This is a genomic window from Spirosoma jeollabukense (assembly GCF_054777855.1).
This window is the reverse complement of record NZ_BAAHAD010000004.1, coordinates 330194-355198: the sequence shown is the minus strand read 5'-3', so window position 1 is coordinate 355198 and position 25005 is coordinate 330194. Positions and strand designations below refer to the sequence as shown.

The window sequence follows — 25005 nt, the reverse complement described above, 5'->3', positions numbered from 1 at the left end:
TTTAAAAGTTAGAACCCGATGTTCAGTCCAACCTGATACGACTTGGTGTTAGGCAGCGTGTTGTGATCTATACCTCTGTCGAAAGAGGAGTTAGACGCACCTGAACTGATTTCAGGATCAAACCCGGTATACTTAGTAACGGTCAGTAGATTCCGACCGGTAAGCACTAACTGGCACCGATTAACGTAGGGTAGTTTTATAACCTTACCCAGATCAAAAGCCAGCGAAATATTCCGTAACCGCAGGAAAGACGCATCTTCAACAAAGAAATCTTTAGTTGCGTTATTGCCAGCGCCACGCGTGCTACCCCAAAGCGCATAATACGCACTCGCCCAATAGGCGGTATAGGCACCCGTTTGTCCGTCGATCGTCACGGGTTTCGAGAAATCACCGTGGATACCATCACGATACATCCATTCTTTCGTCTGATTATACAGGTGGCTTCCGTACACCCAGTCGAACTGGAAATTCAACGTCAGGAAATCCTTGAAACTAAACGAGTTGATAAACGACGCATTGAATTTTGGATTGGGGTTAGCTAATGGATACTTCTCATCCGTAAACTGGATCGCCATCGTTGCCTTATCCACTACCCGTCCATCGACCATCGTATACTTCGAAGCATCACCTTCCGTAATATACCGTGAGCCGTCCTGACGGGTAAACGACGTACTGGTCAAGGCCTTGTAGCCAAATACCTGACCAATCTGCTGGCCAGCTGTCAATACCAGAGCCGCATCACCTGCGCCTGACGTTAAGATAATGTCGGCACCACCGGAAATAGCATCAATCTTGGAAATCTGGTGGCCAAAGTTGGTCGTAAAATCCCACTTCAAGCCTTTAGAGTTAAAGATTGGCAATGTCAACGAAAACTGAACCCCGTTCGACGACATGTCGATGGCATTGGTCAGTTGGCCTGTTGAGCCTAACGACGGCTGTACGCTAACCGTATAAATTACGTTTTCGCTTTTTCGTTTCCAGTACGTGAACGAACCGTTGATTGAGTTAAGCCAGTTGCCCTGACCGAGACCAATCGTAAAATCAGTACCGAGTTCAAGTTCTTTTGAAACCTCTACTTTCAAGTTCGCATTGTTGCTGGTAGTCGGTATCGTATAGACCAGGCCTGACCCAAGATTTTGCTGGCCTAGAACAGGATATCGGTCGAAAGCACCCGGCTGAATACCCGCTTCGCCATACGCCCCTCGTAATTTAAAGTACGACAGCGTATTCGAGATGTTACTGTTCTTCATGAACGAAAACGGCGAGATATGGGCATCAAAGTGCGGGAACGTAAAGGGTGTTGAACCGGCACCAAACGCTGATGACCAGTCCGTTCGGAAACCGGCAGTAAGACCACCATAATCGCCGAAATCAACTTTCTGGTTCACCAGGTACCCGTACGTAACGAATGGCTCCACGTAATCACCGTTGTGCTTAGTCGTAACGTCATACGAGGCTACCCCCTGCGATGACGTAGACGAAATATTGAAAGGCGGTGCCAGTCCTAACCCTAACCCATACGTATCATATTCCTCGTATTTCTTTTTACGATAATCAAATGATATCTGCGTACTGGTCTGAATCGGCAATTTTATATGGAAGTCATTTTCAAAATCGGTCCGTATGTAGGCAGTGGCCAGGAAGTTCTGGAACGTAGTGTTATACTGCCAATTCGTGATTTCTCCCTTATTATCGGGAGCAAAGTACGATGACCAGGTGTCGTAATACGTAGAATTAATATTTGCCGACTGGTTGAAATACGTCCATCGTGAGTTTTCCGTACGATAGTTAAGGCCATATTTAGCGTTCAATTCCAAAAATTTGTTGATGCTGTAATTGGCATCAAAGTTTTGGATAACGTCTATTTTATTGTCCAGGCCGCTAGTATACGCCTGCTGATAAAATGGGTTAGCGGCATTTACGCTTAAAAAATCGGCCGTTTGGTAGCGAGGGTACGTTCCATCGGCCAGCTTTGCGGTTAAATCAAAAAATGGGGACGTATTGAAGAATCCGTATACGGAGCCAATGCTTCCCAACGAGTTGCCTTTACCGTAATCATAGCCGCCCGGAGCGCCTAAGCCTGGATGAAGCGTGTTTTTGGTGTAAACCAGTTGGGTGGTCGAACGTAGCGTAAACCCTTTAAACAGTTCCGTACCCAAGTTGGCAGTCAGGTTGCTGCGATCTATATAGCCATTTTTCATTACGCCACTAACCGTGTGGTTGTTGGCCGCCGAGATGGCGAAATCGCTTTTTTCCGACGCTCCCGAAATGCTGATGCTATTGTTGGTTGTAGATCCGGTCTGGAATACCTGCTTAAACTGATCGTAATATTTCAGGTTAGCATTGTAAGGCGTATTCGAAACATTTCGGGTATCCAATATGGCATAGCGCGTTGCTCCGCCGTATTTATAGGATATACCTTCAATGGAACCGTATTCATTGTAAGTCAATGGTTTGCCCGACGGATCAATGAGGTTGTTGCTGGCATCCGTCAGGTAAGGATGAAGATCTGCTTTTTTAACGTTGCCACTGTTAATAAACTCGTTGGCCGAATAGCTGGTCGAGAAATTGACCGCAACACGACCTTTCTTCCCTTTTTTGGTAAACACCTGAATAACGCCATTGGCGCCCTGCGCTCCGTAAATAGAGGCAGAAGCCGCACCTTGCACTACTTCAACGCGCTCTACATTGCTCAGGTCCAGCGAGTTAATGTCTGTCGCGGCAATCTGCACACCATCCACCATGATTAAGGGTTTGGTACCGCCCTGCACCGTGTTAATCCCCCGAAGTACAATGTTTACCGGATCGCCGGGATTACCACTGACCGAAGAAATCTGGGCACCCGGTATTTTACCGATCAGTGCCTGGTCGATGGAAGCAGTCGGCGTCTGTGGGAGGTTTTTACCGGATACACTTTCAACCGCAATCCCTAGCTTGGCTTTGCTGGTAGCGACCCCGCTACCCGTTACAACTACTTCCGTCAGCAGGCGGGAATCGGAGACTAAACTAACATTCAATTCAGACTGGTTGCCGATGGGAATCTCCTGTGTAGCCACCCCTACGAAGCTAAAAATCAATACGCTTCCTTTCGCCTGTGGCACTGAGATGTCAAAAATACCGCCCACGTCGGTCGTCGTACCCTTGGTCGTACCTTTTAATACGACCGAAACGCCCGGCAAAGGCGATCCGTCTTCTGCCGACGTAACCTTGCCGACAATTCTTCGATCCTGCGCCCACGCCGTGGACCAGAGTGAGCATATTAATAGCATACTCACACATAAAATTCTCTTCATAGCATATTTAGTGTTAGGCCAAGAAAACGCGTCTCTTTTAACAAATCTATATAATGAAGAAAATCATTACAAATCTTTCGGATCAATTTAATACAACAATTCTAAATTTTAGAATCATTCCTTTTATCAATATATTATTTTGTCAATATGAATTTTAATTCTTCAATCAGTATTCATCGAAATTTATATAATTATAGCGTTCGTCACCCGTTTTGTAAGTATTTGTACTTGTCATTATTACTCAATTGCAGAGCGACCAAGTTTTTTTTCGGAAGCAGGCAGATATACTGTGCCGGGAAGCAATTTTAATGCCGTTTTAATACTCAATTGGCCAGTTATGAAGCCGTTAGAGGCCATTTGCCTTTGTTATATTGGATGTGTGTTGACTTAGACTGCTCCGCAAACAAAAAGAGAGGTTCCTCCACTACAGAAGAACCTCTCTTTGTCTAATCACAATCTAGCTGACCCTACATTTATTACTTAGGGTTTTTAGTTGGCGCACTACCCGAAGCGGCTGCGTTATAAACTAGCTCATTATCAGGTACGTCCCAATAGTCAAGGAAGTTATACTCGATGGTGCCGTTTGTGTTAACCTTACCTGTTTTGTCGACGATAACGGCTCCTTTACGGCCGCCACCGCTAGCAATGGGGTCAATTACACCCCAACGACGGGCATCATAAAAAGCTAGGCCCCGGAAAGCCAACCCGACCCGACGCTCCCGGCGCAATTCTTCTTTGGCCTGGGCCAACGTTAAGTTAGTACCTGTAACGGCAGCTAAACCTGCTCCCTGGGCTGCCCGAACGGCGTCAATCGACTTCAAGCCATCTTCGATTTTACCCGTATTGATGAGTGCTTCCGCCTTCATCAACTCGTTTTCTTCGTAGCTACCAGCCATATACAATTCGGTACCGCCGGCCGTCCGATCGCTCAGCACAATGGCCCCAGCTACTTTTTTACCACCGTCAACCAACTGCCAGCGCGTATTGAAAGCCTGACCACGGCTACTTTCACCAATCCAGGGGGTAGCACGTTGCGTAAAGTTATTTTCCAGCCGTTTGTCGCCCGTCTTGAAATCCTGAATCAGACGTTCGCTGATTTTATACGTAGCGCCACCCGATGGATCACCCGTCGACTTGGCAGCTACTGTACCCGTTAGTGGGGCCAGCATATCACCGCTGGCATTGGAACGGCCAGTAAATACGTTATCTGTAGCCATAACGCCGTCATTAACCAAGGTTAGCAATTGCGTCCATTGAGCAGCCGTCATAGCCGATGCTTTGGTGTTTACCAGCAAGTTCCGGCCTTTGAGTGTATTAATGCTACGTTTCCACATAGCCGTGGTCGGTACGCCCCCTTTACCAACCTGATTAAAGTTGGGAATGAGCAGGGTCATGACAGCCGTGTAGTCACTTGATGTACCAATCGTCGTTAGCAACGCGGCCGCTTTATCAAGATTTGAATTGGATTCCTCGATGATCTTTTCTTTTGTCACATAGTTCCCATTAGTACCATTCGACGCATTATTGATAAGACCGGCATAATACATGGAGCCAATGTGCGCGTAGGCGAATCCTTTCCACCAGTAAGCCCAGGCCTGAATCGTCGCCTTTTTGGCAGCTTTATCGCCTGTGAAAGCAACCTGATCCGCTAATTCCAGTACTTTGTTCATCTGGCTATTTAGCGAATACATGTACCACCATTCGTGGAACAGCGGATTGGCACCCTGGTTGGCGTTAACGTTGATCTGACGAATCAGCGCAATTTGGGTATTAGGCGCATTGGGGTTCAACACCTTCGAACCATCATCCAGAATGACATAATCAGGATTACCGATCTGATTACCAAACTGGTTGGCGGCTTCCTCCCCAACTTCATCAGCCATGAGTGAATGGACGCCCATGGCACCTGACCAGAAGTAGCCCGGAATACCATCGTATAAATCCGTTTTGATTTCCCGGACTCCATTTACATAAACGCCACCCTGAGCAAGGTTAATTATACCCGACTGGGTATTGGCACTGGCAACAGTTGGCTGGTTCGGATTTTTTACATCCAGCTGCTCCTTACAGGACGTAGCAAAACCCAGTAGTAAGGTTGCTACTATTATTTGTATCTTTTTCATTGACGAATCCTTGAAGTTTATAGTGATTAGCTACTTCTATTTAATTGATAGTCAGCAGCCAAAAACGAATTTATAGACCAATGTTCAGACTGACCTGGTATGAACGCAGGTTAGGCATCGTGTTGTGGTCCGTGCCTCGGTCCCAGGCCGAGTTACCCGTACCCGAACTGATTTCAGGGTCATAGCCCGTATACTTGGTAGACGTCCATAGGTTACGACCGGCTATAACCACCTGCGCCCGGCGTAGTACGGGTGTGTTCACAAGTTTGCTCAGGTCGAAGCCAATCTGCACATTACGCAAACGGAGGAACGAAGCGTCTTCGTAGAAGTAGTCTTTCGTACCGTTAGCTGCGCGCTGTGCATAAACACCCCGGTAAAACGCCGTCCAGGCACCAGTTTGACCTTCAATGGTAAATGGGTTTGCGTAGTCGGCATGAATACCATCGCGGTACATCCATTCTTTCGTCTGGTTATAAACGTGGCTACCATGAACCCAATCCACCTGAAACCCGAACGTCAGGAAGTTTTTGTAAGTAAAGTCATTGATGAACGACATGTTAAACTTCGGATTCGGATCGCCAAAGCTGTATTTATTAGCGGAGAAGAACGGCTGTTTGGTTGCTTTGTTAACCACAAATCCATTGCTGGCTACGGTATAGAGCGACTGCTGATCCTGCGGGATGTAAAGATTCCCGTTTACATCTCTCGCATCGAGCTGATGAGTACTTACGTAGCCATATAATTGCCCGATTTTTTCACCCGCTTTCAACACGTAGTTGGTGCTACCGGCATTCGACAGCACAACCACTTCAGCGTTATTTTTTACAGCCGTAATTTTCGACGTTTGTTTACCAAAGTTGGTTGTCAAATTCCAGGAGAAATCTTTCGAACGAATAATGGTCGCGTTCAACGAGGCCTGGAAACCATTGGAAGCCAGTGAGAAAGCATTGTCCTTGATGGAGTTAACTCCTGATGACGGAGCGGCATTTACGTCGAAAATAGCATTATCCGTCGAACGATCCCAATACGTGGCCGACAGGCGAATACTGCTTAACCAATCGGACCCTTTCAACGGAGTCAGGGCCAGATCGGCACCTACTTCAAGCTCCGACGACACCTCTACGTCCAGGTTTGGATTAGGCTGGCTAGCCGGTGTGTAGAAGGAGTTCGCATTGCCCAGCGTCCGAGTGTTCAATACCTGATACCGGTCAAATGGTTTTGGCTGAATACCCGCTTTACCAAAGGCAGCTCTTAACTTAAACTCAGGGAAGATGTTGGCAAACGCACTGTTTTCCCAGAATTTAAGCGCCGAAGGCCGGAAATATCCATTCGCCCGAGGAAACGTGAACGGTTTAGACCCGCTACCGAACGCCGACGAAAAATCTGTCCGGAAACCACCCGCGATTCCAGCTAAATCCCCAAAATCAATCTGCTGATTCACTAAGTAACCATAGGTAATAAACGGCTCCGTATAATCCCTGAAGATTTTGAACGTAGACGCCTGAGCCGCCGTAAAGGGCTCGTAAGAAGGCAACGACAAACCGTAAGTATTGTATTCACGAGATAGCCGGTTCCGATAATCGAACGAAACCTGTGTAGCGGTCGTAATCGGAACATTCAGTTTGAAATCTTTCTGAAAATCGGTATTGATGAATGCCGATGCCAGGAAATTCTGATACGTCGTGTTCAGGCTATAATTGTCAATTTCACCCGATGCATCCGTTGCATAATTTCCCCAGAAGTTGCTTCCCTCGTAGTATTGCACATTCCGGTTGCTAACCTGATTCGGGTAAGTTGTGATAATCTCCTGCCGCGAATAGTTGATACCATATTTGGCATCTAACGTTAAGAACTGGTTGATTTTATAATTCAGATTCAGGTTCTGAATAATATCAACTTTGTTATCCTTATTGTCCGTATAACGCTGCCAGTAGCTCGGGTTGTTATGGTTAACCCCTACGGCATCACCGTAATATATACCCGGATTGCCATCCGGATCGAGTGCGGAGAAATCAGCAAAAGGCCGGGCGTTGTTCAACGCGTAGAGGATGTTCCGGTCATTCGACTTAATAGTGCTCTTGGTGTAAATCAGTTGGGTCGTTGTGCGGAATGTCAATCCCTTTGCCAGTTCGAAACCAAGGTTTGTACCTAAGTTGGTACGTTGATAGCCTCCATTGTTGATGATGTTACTTTCCTGCTTGTTGTTCGACGCTGATATAGAGAAGTCAAACTTATCGCGGCCACCCGACATAGCAACGCTATTATTGTAGGTATTTGAGGGCCGGAAAAAGTACGCATAATGATCTTGATACTTCAGGTTAGCGGTATACGGCTTGTCGGCTTTATTATTAACGTCAAGCGGATTATACTGTACGTTTTCGCTGTATACTAACGTGTTCGGATCGAATGTCAATGGCTTACCCGACGTACCAATAACATTGTTTTGTGCATCGGTAATAAATCCATTAAACTGCGACTTAGCTACCCCGCCTACGTTCAGATACTCATTGCGGGTAAGGCTTGAGGAGACGTCGATGTTCAGTTTGCCTGATTTACCTTTCTTGGTAAATACCTGAATGACACCATTCGCGCCCTGCGCTCCGTAGAGCGTAGCAGCAGCCGCTCCCTGAACAACCTCAACGCGCTCGATGGTGTTCGGATCAATGCTACTTAACAAACTTGTTGGATTGCTGTTGAAGTTTCCGTTCGTGTCATACGTAGATGCATCGACCTGTACGCCGTCAATTAACAGAATCGGAGCCGTACCCCGGTTAATTGTATTGATCCCCCGTAACACGATGTTAACCGGAGCGCCCGGTGTACCGTTGCCGCTGGTGATTTGCGCACCGGCAATCTTACCGACCAACGCCTGATCGATCGAAGCCGTTGGCGTTTGTGGGAGGTTTTTGGATGACACCGATTCAACAGCGATCCCTAGTTTACGCTTGTCGGTAGCTACCCCAACCCCCGTAACAACCACTTCGGAAAGTTGGCGTGAATCAGAGACTAAGCTCACATTCAGTTCAGATTCGTTCCCGATTCTGATCTCCTGTGTAGTCACGCCCACAAAACTGAACACTAAAACGGCACCTTTGCTGGCTGTGGGTAGTGAGATGTCATAAACACCGCCAGCATCGGTCGTCGTACCCTTGCTTGTTCCTTTTACTACAACTGATACACCCGGCAGGGGTGACCCATCTTCCGCCGACGTGACTTTGCCGACAACTCTTCGTTCCTGAGCCCACGCTGTAGACCAGAGTGAGCATACCAATAGCATACTCACAAATAAAATTCTCTTCATACGTATAGTTATTGTTAGGTTAAGAAAACAAGTTTCTTTACAACAAAGCTATACAATGAAAAAGTCATTACAAAGTTTTTATTCTAAACCAGATTAGTAGCCAAATATTTCTAATATAAACGCATATACCTAATAATATTCTGATTTACCCGAATTGTATTTTCTCATATAAATAGAATTATTTTAATTTAACCCGTTTCTCAAAATAATCTGTGCTTAAGTAGTTTCTACTAACAGTGAATAAGTAATTCTTGTGTCCAGCCAATTCGCAAAATAATTCAAGTTTAGCTTGTCAGCATGAATATACATCTGTCAGGTTCGTGTATTAAAAATACTCAACTACTGGCCACTCAGCGCTATTATTTGGGACAAAGTCGTACTAGACTTATAAAAAAATGGCTTTCATTTTCCTGTTTCGCGTCTACCCTACACAAAAAAACGCCGAGTTAAGTAGTCCGGCGTTCTATAGATTTGGAAGCAATTTGTCCTATGACAACTCCGGGACCGGTCGGTTGAGTGCGTTGTCAATATCAGCGCTCATCGAGCGGGTATACTGATATCCGACCCGGAACAGATCCCGCGCTTTGCTGATGTCTGTCGTGCTATATTGGGCCAGTTGAGGGGGCTCGATCAATACGTTGCATTTGGCAAACCGCTCTCTCGTTTTACTCTGCACAGCCAATACCAGACTTCGCTCGATAACGCCCCGCATCGATCGAATGGGCTTGCGCGGTCCCAGCACATTGCAATGAGAGCCAATCAGGAAGCCTACTTTGTTCTCAATAACATCGACCGGCAGGTTATTCAATACGCCCCCATCAACGTACTGACGTTTATTGATGAGCATGGGCTCGAAAATTCCGGGCAAGCAACAGGAGGCCAGGACGGGGCGGATGAGTTCGCCCTTCTCAAAAACAACCAGTTCGCCTTCATTTAGATCAACCGCAACGACGTGCAGCGGAATTTTCAACCCCTCAAATGTGTCGTGCGGGATGAATTTTTTATACAGTTCCACAATCATGTCGAGTCGTAACAGACCCATGCGGTTCCAGGCAGGACGAAGGTGACGCACAAACGACGACGATTCGATGATTTTCAAGCTCTCGTCGGGGGTGTATCCCTGAGCCAGCAGCGCACCCGTAATGGCGCCAGCGCTGGTTCCAGCAATCTGGTCGAAGCTGATCCCCATTTCCTGCAAGGCTTTAATAACACCCAGGTGAGCAATGCCTCTGGCTCCGCCACCCGATAAAACTAAACCGATTTTCATTACGTGATTGATACGTTCGTTTGCACCTCAATAACGGTAAGGATAAGGATTTGGTTGTGTAGTCGATCAGGCTATAAAAACGCTACCAGTTTTCCTTTTTCCCGGATGCGTGGTCCTTTTTCAGTCATTTCGATGGTAGCCGCTTCCGTTATGGGATCATGCTCGAAAACCAGAATCCAGTTTTCTTCGGCGGCTTTTGTTAGAATACGGGCTTTCTCGTCCATTGTCAGCAAGGGACGGACATCATAACTCATAACATAAGGCAACGGTACATGCGCCGAGGACGGAATTAAATCGGCCATGTAAGCCACGGTCTTGCCGTTAAGTGTAAAAACGGGCAAGGTCATTTTCTCCGTATGACCGTCTACGTAGAGTAAGTCAATTGCAGTAAATGGAAGCGGCTTTTCCGTAAGAAATTGTAACTGACCGCTTTCCTGCAACGGTAGAATATTTTCACGTAGAAATGACGCTTTTTCGCGGGGATTCGGATTAACAGCCCAGTCCCAGTGTGCCGGGTGCGTCCAATACGTAGCGTTTGGAAAAACGGGTGTTAATCGACCATCATCCCGCTTAACCGCTCCGCCAACGTGATCGAAGTGCAGATGAGTCAGCAATACGTGCGTTACGTCGGTTTCCGAGTAGCCCGCTTTACGGATTGAATCGAGCAACGTAGCGTCACCATGCAGATCGTAGTGACCGAAGAATTTGGCGTCCTGCTTCGTACCAATACCCGTATCGACAACCAGTACGTTACCATCCGATTCATACAGCAGACAACGCATGGCCCAGGTGCATCGATTCTGCTCGTCAGCAGGATTAAGCTTCTGCCAAAGCGGTTTTGGCACAACACCAAACATAGCCCCACCATCAAGTTTGAAAAGGCCAGTGTCAAGGGTTTGGAGAGTCATACAAGCATTTTTTGGCAAGTTAGGTTTTTATAGAAGCCAATCTTCCTTAGTTGACCATCAGTAAGCCTGGTTTGTTTGTTCGACAAGCACCAATTTCGTTTTAAAAATGAGTCTATTAGCTATATACCATCAGCCCGGTAATAAATATAAAAACGGCCACAGAGCGATACGTAGTGAGAAACATTTACAGTAAAATCACCTGTTGGTATTCCTGGCCTTATCCTATCAGAGTGTAAGTCCACTAAGCATTTCCTGCAATAGAAGTAGCAAAGCACCAACTGCTCCGGCTGTTATAACAACACCCAGGATAACCGTCCGACCCGGAGCAGAACGCTTCTCAACAGCATACATGGCGTCAGGCTTCCCTTTTTGCAATGACCCATAGGCTTTTGTGAGCTGGCCGATTCGCAGGACCTCAACGTTATCTACCCAAAAGGAATGCTCGATTTGGTGAGCATCGGTCATTGTCTTATCAAATGAATAGGTCAACGCTTGCCCAACTCGCAGTGGAGAATTTTCCATCGTGTAAGCGAAATGCTTCTCTTTAGTTTTGACATGCAGGACAGCTTCCTGGATTGGAAAGTCGGCAATGGCGACGTAGGTCTGTGGCGGAATTTCAGTCAGGGGATTAGCCCGGGCAGTTGTTCGATATGGCTCCGCACGCATGTTTTGATAGAAATAACGAACGGTATCGGCCGGAGCTTTTCCGGGAAGTGTGGCAAGCTGGCTATAAGAAGTTTTGTTGCCGTTACGTACGAAAAAGCTCTTCGACCAGTCGATGTATAGAGGTTGGTCTGTTTTGTTGAACAGCATAAAACGCATCCGGCCGCCCGCTTCCCACAGGTTATACACCGCTCTGAGGTGTTCATTTTCGACAGTAAAGTCATTTTCAATCAGCTTTACCTGTTCCGATTTTACGGTGGCTACGTGATAAATTGCGTTCGTGCAGCTTAGCAACAGCCCAAGTGACAAAAGTGATAGAAGTTTTTTCATGATACTGCTTTGGTTAAGGTCAGGCTAAATTGGCAGATAGCTTTGCGCAAAACCACCGCCCGTTGTCCGACGGAGGGCCTGAGTTGACCAACGGCGGCTTTTCAGCAATGACAGTAACGGCAAAAGCCCGGATCAAATCCAGGCTTCTGCGTTATCCACCAACTTCCGATAGGGTCTATTTCACTCCTCGCCCATCAGCCGCTTCATCAGGTCGGGTTTCGAGCGTCGAGACACATCAACGGTAGACCCATCGTCGAGAATGACCTGACCACCTTCGCCACGGAGGTATTTTACGACGTGATTTAAATTGACGATGTGCGACTTATGCGTGCGAAAAAAGGATTCGCCTTCCGTACATAAGTGCTCAAATTCAGCCAGTCCCCGCGAGGCAAGTACGGTTTTCTGATTAGAAAGATGAATGGTTGTATAGCTACCGGCGGCTTCGAGCCAGGTAATGTCGCCAATCGGGAAAAGCAGCATACCGTCCAGCGTCGGAATGGCAATCTTGCGAATCCGGTCCCGATCCTCTTTCATACTACGTAGCAGAACCCGCATATCGTCGGGTAAGGGTTCCTGGCGATGTTCATACTGTAGTTTCTCTTCCAGTAATTTATTATTACGGGCCAGGAGTTCTTCATTTTCACCGGCACGTTGCAGCGCCAGTTTCTGAGCCGTCTGGTATTCAGCCTGATACGTTTGCAACCGGTCGGCCAACGCCAACGTGAGCAGTGTTGCTTCGCAGGCTGCCCCAATCTGATAACCATACACCACCCAAACGTGGGTAAAGGCCAGTATATCGAGTAACCCCAGCACACTGGTCATAGCGCCTGCAATGTAAAAACTCCACGCAAGCAAGTAATATCGGGCCGGTCGATACCCCTGTCGATACGTCCGAATACCCAGCACTAACAAGGACACAAATCCCAGCAATGTCAGGCCGTAGAAGGTCCGTTCTAAACCCGGCACATCGAGCAACCGTAGTAGGGTTGTCAGGACAACCAGGCTTAATAACCCAATAAAGTAGCGGTAAAACCGGGGTAAGAACTCACGGGTTCGCAGAAAATTCATCGAAAACCAGACAGCCGCCCCAAATGTCATAGCGGTAATAAGTAAGTATAGCCGCCCATTATTGAGCGCGGGTGCCGATCGCCAGAGCAGGTCATACAGCAAGCCTTCAAATGACAAAAACGTAAGGCATGACAACGTTATGTAGGCGGCATAGAGCAAATAAACCTGATCCCGAACAAGGCCATAGACAAACAGATTGATGATGACCATTACCAGCATCAGTCCCATCACCGCCCCATTGAACAGCGACTCTTTCTGGAGATGACTAACAATAGGCTGCTCCGTTGCCAGCAATACGGAGAAGTGAAGGATATTATCGTCCCGAAGGGCTAAGAAAACAGTCCGTGGACGCTGACCCACCGGCAACACTATGGTGTTGGTCAGGAAATACCGACTCTCAAAAGGACGTAGCACCCCCGAATGTTGCTGCGTGACCGCGCCCGTTTCGCTCACTACGTATAGATCGACGTAATCTACATCCTGGGTCATAAACAACAGAAAAAGCGGGTCGGGCAATGTATTTTCCAGACGAAATTTCAGCCAGATGCGCGAATTTGTATGGCCAAAATTCAGTTTTTCCTGCTGGCTGAACCGAAATTTTGAATCAGGATAAGTCGCGATGTCAGCAAACGTCAGTTGGAGAGTTGGATCATCAAGAATAAACGCCTTGGGCCCAAGCTCAACGAGTTGACTCGCCTGGGGATGTGTCACTGGCTGAGCCATGAGTGGCAGCGCGCTGACGATTAGCAGAAATACCGCCCTTGCATAATTCATGGTCTGTGTGGATGATCATTCTGAAAAACTAAGCCAATAGCCTGATCGTGAAGTTATAACAAAAACGGCATGATTAAATTTTTCCGTGGCACTGGGCTTGTTTTTTCATATTGCCACGTCCTTCTTAAGGCTACCTATCATACTGAGATACCCACTACTCATCAGGTTACTTTTTACGTCAGAAATACGTTCACATACCGATTCACGTTTGTATGCACTATTCTTACCACGAACCAAAGACCGGGGGTGTTCTGAACCTGATTTGCCGGGAACCTGACTTCCGACGTCACTTTTTCCGGGACCGGCAACACCGCCTGCTGACCATTGCCTGGAATGTAGGCAACGATCAAACCGTCACGATTGATGGGCTTCATTACGTCTTCCCGGCTCAAACAATACTGCCGCTCATGGTTAACCAATCGGTTGATTTTGAACAGCCGGATGCCATTGTGGCCTGGCAGTTTGATCGTGAATTTTATTGCATTGTCGATCATGACAAGGAGGTATCGTGCGTTGGTTTTCTGTTTTACGGGGCTAAAGACCCAATGTTTCTCCGACTGGATGCCACCGAACACCGTAAGTTTGATGCGTTGTTAACGGTCTTCTTCGACGAATTCTCGACCCACGACACCATCCAGGGGGAAATGCTGCGCATGCTTCTGAAACGGTTGATCATCAAACTGACCCGGTTAGCGAGAGAGCAAGCCGTAGACCCAGATTTGAGCGAGAAAGACCTCACCATTGTTCGGCGATTTAATCTGCTGGTCGAAACCGACTATCGACAACACCATGCAGTAAGTGACTACGCTAACTTGCTGAATAAATCACCAAAAACGTTGTCCAACCTATTTGCACTTTACAATCAGAAAAGACCTCTGCAAATTATCCACGAGCGAATAGCGTTGGAAGCCAAGCGATTACTCCTCTATACGGATAAATCGACCAAAGAAATTGCCTACGAACTAGGCTTTGATGAAGTACCACACTTCAGCCGTTTCTTCAAGAAACAGGTCGGTTTACCCCCATCGGAATTTAAAGAACAGGTAAAAAATAAGTTGACCACTTACTCATCTGTCGGGAAGAATTGATAACGATGCGGGTGATCCAGTCATTTTCGGGCGTGGTTTGGCGCTGCACCTTTGCAACGTCAATAGGACAAACCCAAACAACACGAAAATGGCAACGTTCACCGTACCGACCCGCGATCAGGTATCTCCTCAAAATCAACAACTCTTTGATACGTTACAGAAGGGCCTCGGTTTTGTACCGAACCTCTACGCTACGTTCGGCCTATCCGACAATGGACTGGGGGCCTATCTGGCTTTCCAGCAAAGCCAGACCAAAGGCGCGTTCAAAGCCAAAGAGCGCGAAGCTATAAATCTGGCCGTGTCTCAAGCAAACAATTGTGTGTATTGTCTGGCGGCCCATACAGCATTGGGCAAAATGAATGGCTTTACGGACGAGCAGATGCTGCAACTTCGCGCTGGACACGCCGACTTCGACCCAAAACTCGACGCACTCGTTAAGCTGACAAAAGCCATCACCGAAACCAAAGGCCATCCGGCTACCGAACTGGTTGACAATTACATAAGCGCTGGTTATTCTCAGAATAGCGTTGTTGATCTGCTTCTACTGGTTGGCGATAAGATCATCTCTAATTACCTGCACAGTATCACCCAAATTCCTGTGGATTTCCCGGCAGCGCCAGTGTTAAACGAAGTCATTGCGTAGTATTTTTTCGTAGGTTGCCGTTTAGAACCGGTTCGCTAAAGCAACCGGTTCTAAACGGCTGCTTAACGTCCATAACGACGATGAATACCGAAACGCTCCGGCCACCATTTCTGCCGTTGAGGCTCGAAACACCGGCACAAAAAGTACAGACTGCTCTATAACAAATCGGCAGTAGGCAATCTAACGCCCGGAATTATTCGTTATATCGTAAGCATAACGCCATCAAACACGCAACTACCTATTTCTGACTATGAAACGTATCGTCCACAAACATCCGCTGGCAATCAGGTGGTTTCACTGGATTAACTTTCCGGTTCTGTTCGTCATGATCTGGAGCGGACTGCTGATTTACTGGGCCTACGATCCATATAAAATCACGATCGGCAGTTATACACTTGTGTCCTTTTTCCCCGATGGTTTTTATAAATTCCTGAACGTACCGCGTCGACTAGCCGAAGGCATGGCCTGGCATTGGGTGTTCATGTGGTTATTTATGCTGAATGGGCTGCTGTATGTTGGCTATACGTTCATTTCGGGCGAGTGGCGGCATTTGGTGCCGAATAGAAACTCCTTCCGTGAGGCCATTCAGGTCACGCTTTTTGACCTGGGGTTGCGCAAGACGCAACCCCCATTTATCAAGTACAACGGCGCCCAAAAAATTGCCTATTTCTCGATTATGCTCATGGGTGTTGGATCGGTGCTGACAGGCTTTGCCATTTATAAACCAACCCAGTTTTCCTGGCTCACGAATTTGCTTGGAGGTTACACAGCCGCCCGGCTGGAGCACTTTATTTTGACACTCGGCTACGTAGTATTTTTCTTTATTCACGTCGGACAGGTGATTCGTGCGGGCTGGCAGAACTTCCAGTCGATGGTAACGGGTTTTGAGGTTGTTAAACCCAACGACCGAAAAAGGCCGCTCATGGATAAGCCAGACATACCTCAACAACCCGTGGCACCCGAACCCGGTCCAATCGTACCACCTATCAAACCCGCTTTATCATGAGTCAGTCAAAAGAGCCAAATCTGCCAGAAAGCGATATTCCTGAGTCAGTTGCCCGCCGACGGATGATCAAGTCATTTGGCTGGTTCGCGCTGGCAGCGGCTGTGCCTGTTGGTGTATATGAATGGATTACGCATAGTCCCGGTGCGCAGGGCATCAAACGGCCGCTCCGGAAGGTGCTGGATGCTAACGAGAAGCTGGCAAGAACCTATTTCAGCGATACGCATTTAGTACCAACGTTCCCGGTAGAAGCAGCCGCTAAAAACGCACGTATCAATAGTTTCTATGGCATAAAAACGCCCGTCCCCGAAGACTGGACACTTCAGATCGACCGTTCGGGCGCTGAGCCACTTACGATAACTATCGACGATATAAAGTCCTTACCCAAACACGAAATCGTGTACGAATTCAAGTGCATTGAAGGCTGGAGTCAGGTGCAGCACTGGGGCGGTGTACGCCTGTCCGATTTTATGGAAAAATACAAACTCGGCACCCGTAGCGGCAACGCACCTAATCCCGATAATACGGACGATCTGTTTAACTACGTCGGTATGGAAACACCCGATAAGGCGTACTACGTTGGCATTGATATAGAAAGCGCCCTGCACCCGCAATCGTTGCTGGCCTATGAGCTAAACGGTCAGCCCATTACGGCTCCGCACGGCGCCCCACTACGATTGATTATTCCCGTGAAATACGGCGTCAAAAACCTCAAGCGTATTGGCCGGATTTTCTTTGCCGACGAACGTCCGCGTGATTTCTGGGCCGAACGCGGCTATGATTACTACGTAGGTTTATAAACTACTCAACAACAAACCAATGAACTACTTCATCCTACTCCTGACAGCCGTTGGCATAGCCCTATCTTTGCCGCCTAAAAATTCCGTTAAACCCGCCACACAGCCCGTTGTTGTGCTGGAATTGTTTACCTCGCAAGGGTGCTCCAGTTGCCCACCTGCCGACAAAGCGGTTCAGGAGTTGACCCAACAGGCCGCCCGCTCTGGCCAGGCCGTTTATAGCCTATCGTTTCACGTCGATTACTGGAACCGGCTGGGTTGGCAGGACCCATTCAGCAGCAAACTTTTCACCGACCGCCAGCGGCAGTACGATCGCGCACTAAATACACAAACCTACACTCCTCAACTAGTTATTAATGGACGGCAGTATGTAGTAGGCGGTCAACGGGGACGTATCGAGCAATCCATCCAAACTATTCAGAAACAACCCGTTTCGGCCTTTGTGGGCGTTGATGGCATCATTGCCCGTGATACCAAGCAAGTCACGGTCAAGTATGAGCTGTCAGCTTCTGGTCCATATAAGGTGAACGTAGCGCTGGTACAGAAAGAAGCCCGAACCGCTGTACGCAACGGTGAAAACGGTGGCCGTACACTGGTTAATTCGAACGTGGTGCGGCAATTCAAAACCATCGATGAATCAGGAACATCGGGCACTGCTGTTCTCCCGTTGCCCACTGGCTTGACTGCCGACCAGACAGCGGTATTAGTGTATGTTCAGCGCACAGATACCGGGCAGGTCGTCGGCGCCAAACAGTTGTAAGAATAACACGGTTTAGGTTTTACGTTCAGCGATGTTTTTGCTACGTACTATCGTGTTGATTCTTCCGATATGACATTTCGATTTTCGCTTTTATTGCTCGTCTTAATCCATACATTCTCTGCTTTTGCGCAGGATGTAGCCTACCCGCATCCGGTAAAGTACATTACGTTGCATCAGGAGCGGAAAACGATGCGAATGGCGTATATGGATGTAGCGCCAACTGGCAAGTCAACCGGCAAAAGTGTCATTCTTTTTCACGGCAAAAACTTCAATGGTGCCTACTGGCGGGATGTAATTGCATTTTTGAGCAAAGCAGGGTATCGGGTTATTGTACCCGATCAGGTCGGCTGGGGCAAATCCGACTATCCAGATTTACACTACAGTTTCCATACGCTGGCTACTTCCAACAAACGGTTACTTGACTCACTGAAAATCAACCAAGTAACCGTTATAGCGCACTCAATGGGTGGCATGTTGGCAACACGCTTTACGTTGCTTTATCCAAACGTAGTAAGCCAGTTGATTCTCGAAAATCCAATTGGCCTGGAGGATTATCGAACCTTCGTCCCGTACGTCCCACTCGACAGTCTGTACAAATCAGAAGCTTCTGCTACGTATGAATCCTACAAGAAATATCAACAGGGTTATTATCCGCAGTGGAAACCGGAATACGAAATGTGGGTGCGGGCACAAGCAGCAGCCTTGAGCGACCCCCGATTCAAGCAAATTGCCTGGGTCAATGCGCTGACCTATCAGATGATTTACGAACAACCCGTCTGTTATGAATTCAGCCGTATTAAAGTCCCTACACTGCTTATCATCGGTCAGGCTGACCGCACAATTGTCGGCAAAGCCCGCGTTCCGAAAGGTATCGTCAATCAGCATGGACAATATCCCGAACTGGGGAAACGTACGCAACGGCAAATCTCCGGCAGCCAGTTAGTAGAGCTGCCGGGCGTCGGACATATCCCGCATGTGCAGTCACTGGAAGCTTATACCAAAGCCGTTTTGGGATTCTTGAAGTAATCCGTTTAGTATCCACTACAAATTCACGGCCTGCTTCCCTCCTTTCAAAACCATCGTTTTACCTTTCCAGCGTAGCGTGCCGGTCAGGTTTGTCGGGAGCGTTACGTTACCGGTCAACCCACCTGTTGGCGTTTTCTGGAACTGCACGGCAATCTCGCCCAAGGGGTGCGGCATCTTTCCATCCACCGTTTTTAAATCGCCCAGAAACGGCTCAATACGTATGGCTCTAAATCCTGGCTCCCCCGGTCGAATGCCGCAGGTTGTGGACAAAAATTCGTACAAAGGCGAGGCACTCCAGGCATGACAATCCGAGCGGGTAGGTTCAGGATTTTCAGCAAAGGTCGTCAGCCCCATAGCCAGCATATCGCGCCAGGGTTTCAACTGGGCAATGAACTGGTCGCCAAGGCCCGTTTTTTTGAGTGCTTCGAACAGATAGAATTTGAAGTAGAATGTCGCCTGCGTCAGCGACGTATCAGCCATCGTTTTCTGGACCAAAGCCGCTTGCTGGGCAGCCGGCACCGCATCGGTTAGTACGGCCAGAATATTCGCGTGTTGACTAAATGAGCTCTTGTCCGGCGTGTCGGCGAAAAGACCGCGCCCGGCATCATAGCACTGGGCGAATACGGCTTTGTTCAACCGTCGGCCTAGATCGCGGTAGTATTCAGCTCGTTCGTTCTGGCCGTAATGCGCCAGGAGGTCACCCGCGCGGAAATAGGTATAGGCCTGTTGCAGCGACAGAATACTTGAACCCCCTTTCCGGGCACCCGCCGGAACGCCCCCGGCAATTTCATCCTTAGCATTTTTCCAGGCCGACCAGTCCACGAAGTTCCACCACTCCAGCGGGCCGTTCAGGCCCGTTTTGGCGATACGTTGCTCATGCCAGTTCAGCACACTCAGGATGCCGGGTAGCATCGACTTCACAAAGGCGTCGTCCTGCCGATGCATCCAGTAGTCGTGAACCATGCAGACCCAGAACAGCGAAAACGTCGGAATTACCTGAAAATCAGCAGATGGATAACGGCTTTGTGTCAGTCCGTCGTTAAAACGGCTGTGATCATAGTCCATGATGGCTTTGCGCATCAGCCGATCATCGCCCGTTACGTAGAGCGAAATCATAGACTGTATCCGCGTGTCGCCGGTATATTGCAGTTGCTCATAGTAGGGGCAATCATAGTACATTTCACCCGCACAGAGTCGGGCCGTCCGCCAGCCGACATTCCAGATGGCTTTCAGGGTCGTGTCACCCGGTGTGGATGTACCCGCAGTAAAATTTGCTTTCTGCTCGAACGGGTAGCCCGTAAATTGACCAACTAAATCCTCCAGTACTACTGGTTCATCTTTCGTCTCAACAGTTAGTTGAAGATAACGATACGTCCGAAACCACAATGGGCGAAAGGTGCGCTTACTGCTTCCATCAGCAACGAACTGATCATCGAAACCCCGCATAGTTCGTCCTTCAATCTCATTACGATTGCCTTTCTGGCCTTTGGCATCGATCAATGCTTCGGCATACGACAGCGTAACAACCGTCCCCTTTCCCCGGCTGACCGTCAATTCGGGATAGGCATTTGTCAAGTAACTCTGATCGAGCAGAAAGATAGCTTTTGTATTGGCGGGCACTGTTACAGACGATTTACCTTGCAGGAACGTAGCGTCCATTTTTCCGTTTTCACTACGCCGAACGGTTGCCAATCGGATGGTATTTTCTTCCATCATCGGAATCGTACGAGGTACCAGTCCCCAGTTCCCATCGGTGCCCAATCCACGCGGTTTGGTTGGAAAACCAAGCGGCTTGGCCGCTACCCAGGCTTTATCGTCGAAGTTCGGTTGCTCCCAGCCCCAGGGATATTGAGCGGCATCGACCCGATCGCCATCCCCAGCCACGATGTATGTTCTGAGTTTAGGAATGTCGTTTTTAATGGGTGAATAGGCGGGATTCTGGAAAATTTTCCACGTAGCATCGGTATTCGCCATCTTCTCCGCATCGGTATCGCCCTGTAGCACAAAGCCAAGCTGATAACTCATCTGCGCAAAAGGTGCGCCCTCACCCATGTACCACACCTGCGCGGCCAATACGTTACGTCCTGCCTGCAAATAGGGCGCAAGATCGAGGGTTTCGTAATTCCAGTTTTGCGTATCGCTGCGGGCGGGTCCCAGCGCCACCGATTTTCCGTTGACAAACAATCGATACCGGTTATCGGCCGAAACATGAACAACAAATCGGGCGGGCTTTTGCGGCAACTCAATCGCTTTGCGGAAGTGATAAATGCCGTATTGTCGGGACGGAGCCGTTGGGTGCAGAATCCAGCGGGCCGTCCAGTATTGGTTCGTCCAGTTAGGCATCGAATTTTGAGCAAACACGCCAGTAGCATTCAGCAGAAGCAGGGCAAAGAGGTATGTACGAAACATAATAGATACGAAATGAAGCGTGCAAGATAACAACTTCGTTGCATTTGAAATTCGAAGCGACACGGTATTCGTACTAGAGCCAATCGACGAGCGAAACGGCCAGCCCGATAGTCGTTTGTTTATGATTATAGTCGATGAGCGTTTCGCCATAGCCATGCAGAATCTGAAGATCACCCCGCAAATTGCCTGTTACCGGAAACGTCCAGTCGAATTGAACCTGACCCCTGTTTTTGTCGCCCCAACGTAGCGAATGACTAGCCAGTGCCGAGAAAAGGTGCCGACCAGTCCGGTAAATAACCGTAGCATCGGCCCGGCCGATATAGTCTGCCACTGCTGGATTTTCATCGTCAGCATCGGGAAGCCGCATCCAGGGACGTAGCAAAACGACCCATTTTCCTCGCTCAAAACCGGCTTGCACGACAACCCGATTCCAGCTTCGCGAGAGCGGTAGCGCCCGCCCGTTGGACTGGTGGTTAAGCGCAATACCCAGCATCCGGGTTTTAAAGCCCAGCAGGGAAAAATCTGTGGCGAAGTTTAAGATGATCTCCGGCTCATAGTTGGTCTCCCGAAAGGGGCGCGAGAACGTGGTGTTATACACCTGCCAGTGCGACTTTTGCGTGTAGGCAACCCATAAGTCGCCGTGCTTACCAAAAATACCCTGGAAAACTTTGACTTTCATACTAAACTGAAAGCGAGCTTCGTAGCGGCCCAGATCAATGAAAAAGGGATACGTATAATTCGGATTTTCGCTGACTGGATGTTCGTTGGGATCACTGGACCAGCGCCCGGCCGTAACATACACCGGCTTATAAGGTGTAATCAAAAACGTACCTTTCTGGGTAGCAGAATCAAGCTCCCATCGGTCAGATAGGGACCGAAATACCCGTTTCTTATCAAACAACGGCTCTTTATCGGCCTGAGCCTGCAGGACAACCGGACAACTACCAGTAAATAGTACGACAAAGCAGAGTAAACGTTTGAGGCCCATGAGTTACGACTGGTTAATGCGCATGACCAAAGTTTACCGATTTTTGCCGGTTATCAAGCAGCTTGTTCTTAAAGTTGCTTGTCTTGGTTGATACCGTTTTGTTTTACTCATTTATCGCTATCGCGTTGTACTTTCGCAACAGATTTCCTTAACTCCAGTAACCGCATGTATTTTCTTGGATTCGACCTCGGCAGTTCGTCAGTCAAAGCCTGTTTAGTTGATGCCGACAGTGGCAAAGCCGTTGCTTCTGCCTTTTTTCCACAACCCGAAATGGCGATTGAATCCCCACAGCCGGGTTTCGCCGAACAGCAACCCGAAAACTGGTGGAAAAACGCCTGTCTGGCCAGTAAGGCCGTCATGCAGGAGACAAACATCCGGCCTGAAGAGGTGAAAGCCATTGGTATTTCTTACCAGATGCACGGGCTGGTGGTGGTCGATAAGGCCTTTAACGTACTGCGCCCATCCATTATCTGGTGCGACAGCCGGGCCGTGCCTTACGGCAACCGGGCTTTTGATAAACTCGGCCATGACCGTACGCTTCATCATTTGCTCAATTCACCGGGCAATTTCACAGCGGCCAAACTTGCGTGGGTCAAAGAAAATGAACCGGACGTTTATGCACAGGTCGACAAATTCATGCTCCCCGGCGATTACCTGGCTGCCCGCATGACGGGTGATATTGTAACAACAGCATCGGGATTATCGGAGGGTGCGTTCTGGGATTTTCAGACAAACGAACCCGCCCAATTTCTGCTCGATTATTTTGGATTTGATACGTCATTAATCCCTACCCTTAAGCCAACGTTTGCTCCACAAGGCGAACTGATGGCCTCGGCAGCGGCCGAACTAGGCCTTGCCGCCGGAACACCGGTAACGTATCGCGCAGGCGATCAGCCCAACAATGCCCTGTCCCTGAACGTATTGGAACCAGGTCAGATTGCCGCTACGGCCGGAACATCGGGCGTGGTGTATGGCGTAAGCGATCAGGCCAGTTATGACCCAAAATCACGGGTCAATACGTTCCTGCACATGAGTCATACTGCCGAGGCACCACGTTATGGGGTTCTGCTCTGTGTCAATGGCACGGGAATTCTGAATAGCTGGCTTCGGAATCAGATGTTGCAGCGATCCATTAGTTACGCCGATATGAACGTACTGGCGCACGAAGCGCCCATTGGAGCCGATGGCTTACGCTGTCTGCCGTTCGGAAACGGTGCCGAACGAATGCTCGAAAACGCCGATTTGGGAGCCTCATTCCATGGCCTGAACCTAACGCGTCATGGTTTGCCGCACATGATTCGGGCGGCTCAGGAAGGCATTGTCTTTGCGCTTTACTACGGTATTCAGATCATGGAAAGTGTGGGCGTAGGTTTGCAAACCATCCGGGCGGGTGAAGCCAATATGTTCCTTAGCCCGCTCTTTCGCGACACAATGGCCAATCTGACTGGAGCGACCATCGAACTTTATAATACCGACGGGGCGCAGGGAGCCGCCCGCGGTGCTGGATTAGGTCTGGGCTATTATACAAACGCCCGGGAAGCCTTCTCCGGGCTGCATGTAACAAAAACCATCGAACCCGACATGCGGGCGCAGGAAGCGTATCGTGATGCTTACGGGCGTTGGCTGGAAATTGTAGAAACGGCCGTTAAATAATAGACTGTGAGATTGATGAGTCTGGCGCGGATATTTGCCCGCGCCAGACTCATCAACGAATCTTTTCGAGTTTATCCAGTTCCATGACCAGCTTTACCATCTCTTTGGTTTCTGTTGAATTACCCATTTTTAGAGAGATTGGCCCATCGTCTGGCTGGAACGTAAGTTGAAGCAATAACCAGGGACAACACAGTCGTTCAAAGTTGATAAACTCGGCCAACTGGATTTTCAGGCCATTATCGGCTTTCCGAAATACCAGTTCATAGCTCGTAGGATGTTCAACGGCTTTGTCCACTTTCCTGAAAAGTGTCTGATGCAATTCGTTCATCCGCCTGACCTGATCCTTATCGGTAAGCTTACATGCCAACTCTATTTTTTCCGTTAACTGAGCTTCAGATTTCATAATCTTTGTGCCATTCCGTGCAGATTTATCAACAGGCAAGCCACCGTAAAAACGAGTCGTTTCATGTTTTTTAGCTAAATTTAAACAGTGGAGTATACTTCATTGTCAAGCGTTTAGCGGATAAAAATATGCTCATCGGCCTCGTTGCTCAGGAATCAGGATTTTCCCGTGACACAATCCGGTATTACGAAAAAATCGGCTTACTACGTTTGCTAAAAAAGGCCAGACGCGAAAATAACTACAAGGAGTACACCACCGCGATTTTGTCCCGGTTACGCGCCATCAGGAAGCTAAAAAATATTGGCTATACACTGACTGAAATAAAGCAGCTCATTGAATCTTACAAGCTTGGCGGGTTGGATTGCGTTTCCGGAAAGGCACAGATTTTGGAGAAAGTACAGACTATTGATGAGCAAATCAGCCAGTTACTACGTGTTAGGAAGCCGTTGTCAACTGCCCCGATCATTGCAAAATCACAGCCATTCTTCAGGAAACCTTACCAGTAGAA

Annotated in this window: 18 protein-coding genes; 8 read left to right on the top strand and 10 right to left on the bottom strand. The window is 48.4% G+C overall.

What is annotated here, in order from left to right; genetic code table 11:
* Positions 1 to 8: 8 nt before the first annotated feature.
* From ACYVEA_RS18370 to ACYVEA_RS18340, 7 genes are all read right to left on the bottom strand, one after another.
* Positions 9 to 3293 carry a SusC/RagA family TonB-linked outer membrane protein gene (locus ACYVEA_RS18370; RefSeq protein WP_461114888.1) on the bottom strand — a complete coding sequence of 1095 codons (3285 nt, stop codon included), beginning with the start codon at positions 3291 to 3293 and terminating at the stop codon, positions 9 to 11.
* 476 nt (positions 3294 to 3769) lie between these two features.
* Positions 3770 to 5416: a RagB/SusD family nutrient uptake outer membrane protein gene (locus tag ACYVEA_RS18365; RefSeq protein WP_461114887.1), complete on the bottom strand. Its 1647-nt coding sequence runs from the start codon at positions 5414 to 5416 to the stop codon at positions 3770 to 3772.
* 70 nt (positions 5417 to 5486) lie between these two features.
* Entirely contained in the window at positions 5487 to 8717 is a 3231-nt protein-coding gene (locus ACYVEA_RS18360; RefSeq protein WP_461114886.1) for a SusC/RagA family TonB-linked outer membrane protein, read from the bottom strand.
* A 487-nt stretch (positions 8718 to 9204) separates the two neighbouring features.
* Entirely contained in the window at positions 9205 to 9984 is a 780-nt protein-coding gene (locus tag ACYVEA_RS18355) for a patatin-like phospholipase family protein (protein ID WP_461114885.1), read from the bottom strand.
* A 71-nt stretch (positions 9985 to 10055) separates the two neighbouring features.
* A complete protein-coding gene (locus ACYVEA_RS18350; protein WP_461114884.1) occupies positions 10056 to 10892 on the bottom strand; it encodes an MBL fold metallo-hydrolase in 837 nt (278 codons plus the stop codon).
* A 225-nt stretch (positions 10893 to 11117) separates the two neighbouring features.
* Positions 11118 to 11885: a hypothetical protein gene (locus tag ACYVEA_RS18345; protein WP_461114883.1), complete on the bottom strand. Its 768-nt coding sequence runs from the start codon at positions 11883 to 11885 to the stop codon at positions 11118 to 11120.
* Positions 11886 to 12065: 180 nt separating this feature from the next.
* Entirely contained in the window at positions 12066 to 13727 is a 1662-nt protein-coding gene (locus ACYVEA_RS18340; protein WP_461114882.1) for a 7TM diverse intracellular signaling domain-containing protein, read from the bottom strand.
* A gap of 212 nt (positions 13728 to 13939) precedes the next feature.
* On the opposite strand from ACYVEA_RS18340, the gene ACYVEA_RS18335 reads away from it, so the two are divergent.
* The 6 genes from ACYVEA_RS18335 to ACYVEA_RS18310 all read left to right on the top strand — a co-directional run bounded on the left by ACYVEA_RS18335 (position 13940) and on the right by ACYVEA_RS18310 (position 19044).
* Entirely contained in the window at positions 13940 to 14815 is an 876-nt protein-coding gene (locus tag ACYVEA_RS18335; RefSeq protein WP_461114881.1) for a helix-turn-helix domain-containing protein, read from the top strand.
* Positions 14816 to 14903: 88 nt separating this feature from the next.
* Positions 14904 to 15458: a carboxymuconolactone decarboxylase family protein gene (locus ACYVEA_RS18330; RefSeq protein ID WP_461114880.1), complete on the top strand. Its 555-nt coding sequence runs from the start codon at positions 14904 to 14906 to the stop codon at positions 15456 to 15458.
* 250 nt (positions 15459 to 15708) lie between these two features.
* On the top strand, positions 15709 to 16464 hold the full coding sequence (locus tag ACYVEA_RS18325) for a cytochrome b/b6 domain-containing protein (protein ID WP_461114879.1): 756 nt from the start codon (positions 15709 to 15711) through the stop codon (positions 16462 to 16464).
* On the top strand, positions 16461 to 17261 hold the full coding sequence (locus tag ACYVEA_RS18320) for a molybdopterin-dependent oxidoreductase (RefSeq protein WP_461114878.1): 801 nt from the start codon (positions 16461 to 16463) through the stop codon (positions 17259 to 17261). Before ACYVEA_RS18325 ends, ACYVEA_RS18320 begins: the two co-directional genes overlap by 4 nt.
* A 19-nt stretch (positions 17262 to 17280) precedes the next feature.
* The gene (locus ACYVEA_RS18315) at positions 17281 to 18018 is read left to right on the top strand and encodes a DUF1223 domain-containing protein (RefSeq protein WP_461114877.1); all 738 of its coding nucleotides are present in this window, start codon (positions 17281 to 17283) and stop codon (positions 18016 to 18018) included.
* Positions 18019 to 18087: 69 nt separating this feature from the next.
* The gene (locus ACYVEA_RS18310) at positions 18088 to 19044 is read left to right on the top strand and encodes an alpha/beta fold hydrolase (protein WP_461114876.1); all 957 of its coding nucleotides are present in this window, start codon (positions 18088 to 18090) and stop codon (positions 19042 to 19044) included.
* A 15-nt stretch (positions 19045 to 19059) separates the two neighbouring features.
* On the opposite strand, the gene ACYVEA_RS18305 is transcribed toward ACYVEA_RS18310, so the two are convergent.
* On the bottom strand, positions 19060 to 21453 hold the full coding sequence (locus ACYVEA_RS18305; protein WP_461114875.1) for an alpha-L-rhamnosidase-related protein: 2394 nt from the start codon (positions 21451 to 21453) through the stop codon (positions 19060 to 19062).
* Between the two features lie 73 nt (positions 21454 to 21526).
* A complete protein-coding gene (locus ACYVEA_RS18300; protein WP_461114874.1) occupies positions 21527 to 22441 on the bottom strand; it encodes a phospholipase A in 915 nt (304 codons plus the stop codon).
* A 165-nt stretch (positions 22442 to 22606) separates the two neighbouring features.
* On the opposite strand from ACYVEA_RS18300, the gene ACYVEA_RS18295 reads away from it, so the two are divergent.
* On the top strand, positions 22607 to 24094 hold the full coding sequence (locus ACYVEA_RS18295) for a xylulokinase (RefSeq protein ID WP_461114873.1): 1488 nt from the start codon (positions 22607 to 22609) through the stop codon (positions 24092 to 24094).
* Between the two features lie 52 nt (positions 24095 to 24146).
* On the opposite strand, the gene ACYVEA_RS18290 is transcribed toward ACYVEA_RS18295, so the two are convergent.
* Positions 24147 to 24497 (bottom strand): hypothetical protein, encoded by a 351-nt coding sequence (locus ACYVEA_RS18290; protein WP_461114872.1) that lies wholly within the window; start codon positions 24495 to 24497, stop codon positions 24147 to 24149.
* A 128-nt stretch (positions 24498 to 24625) separates the two neighbouring features.
* Here ACYVEA_RS18290 and ACYVEA_RS18285 point away from each other — a divergent pair, with 128 nt between their 5' ends.
* A complete protein-coding gene (locus ACYVEA_RS18285; protein ID WP_461114871.1) occupies positions 24626 to 25003 on the top strand; it encodes a MerR family transcriptional regulator in 378 nt (125 codons plus the stop codon).
* The last annotated feature ends 2 nt before the right edge of the window (positions 25004 to 25005 follow it).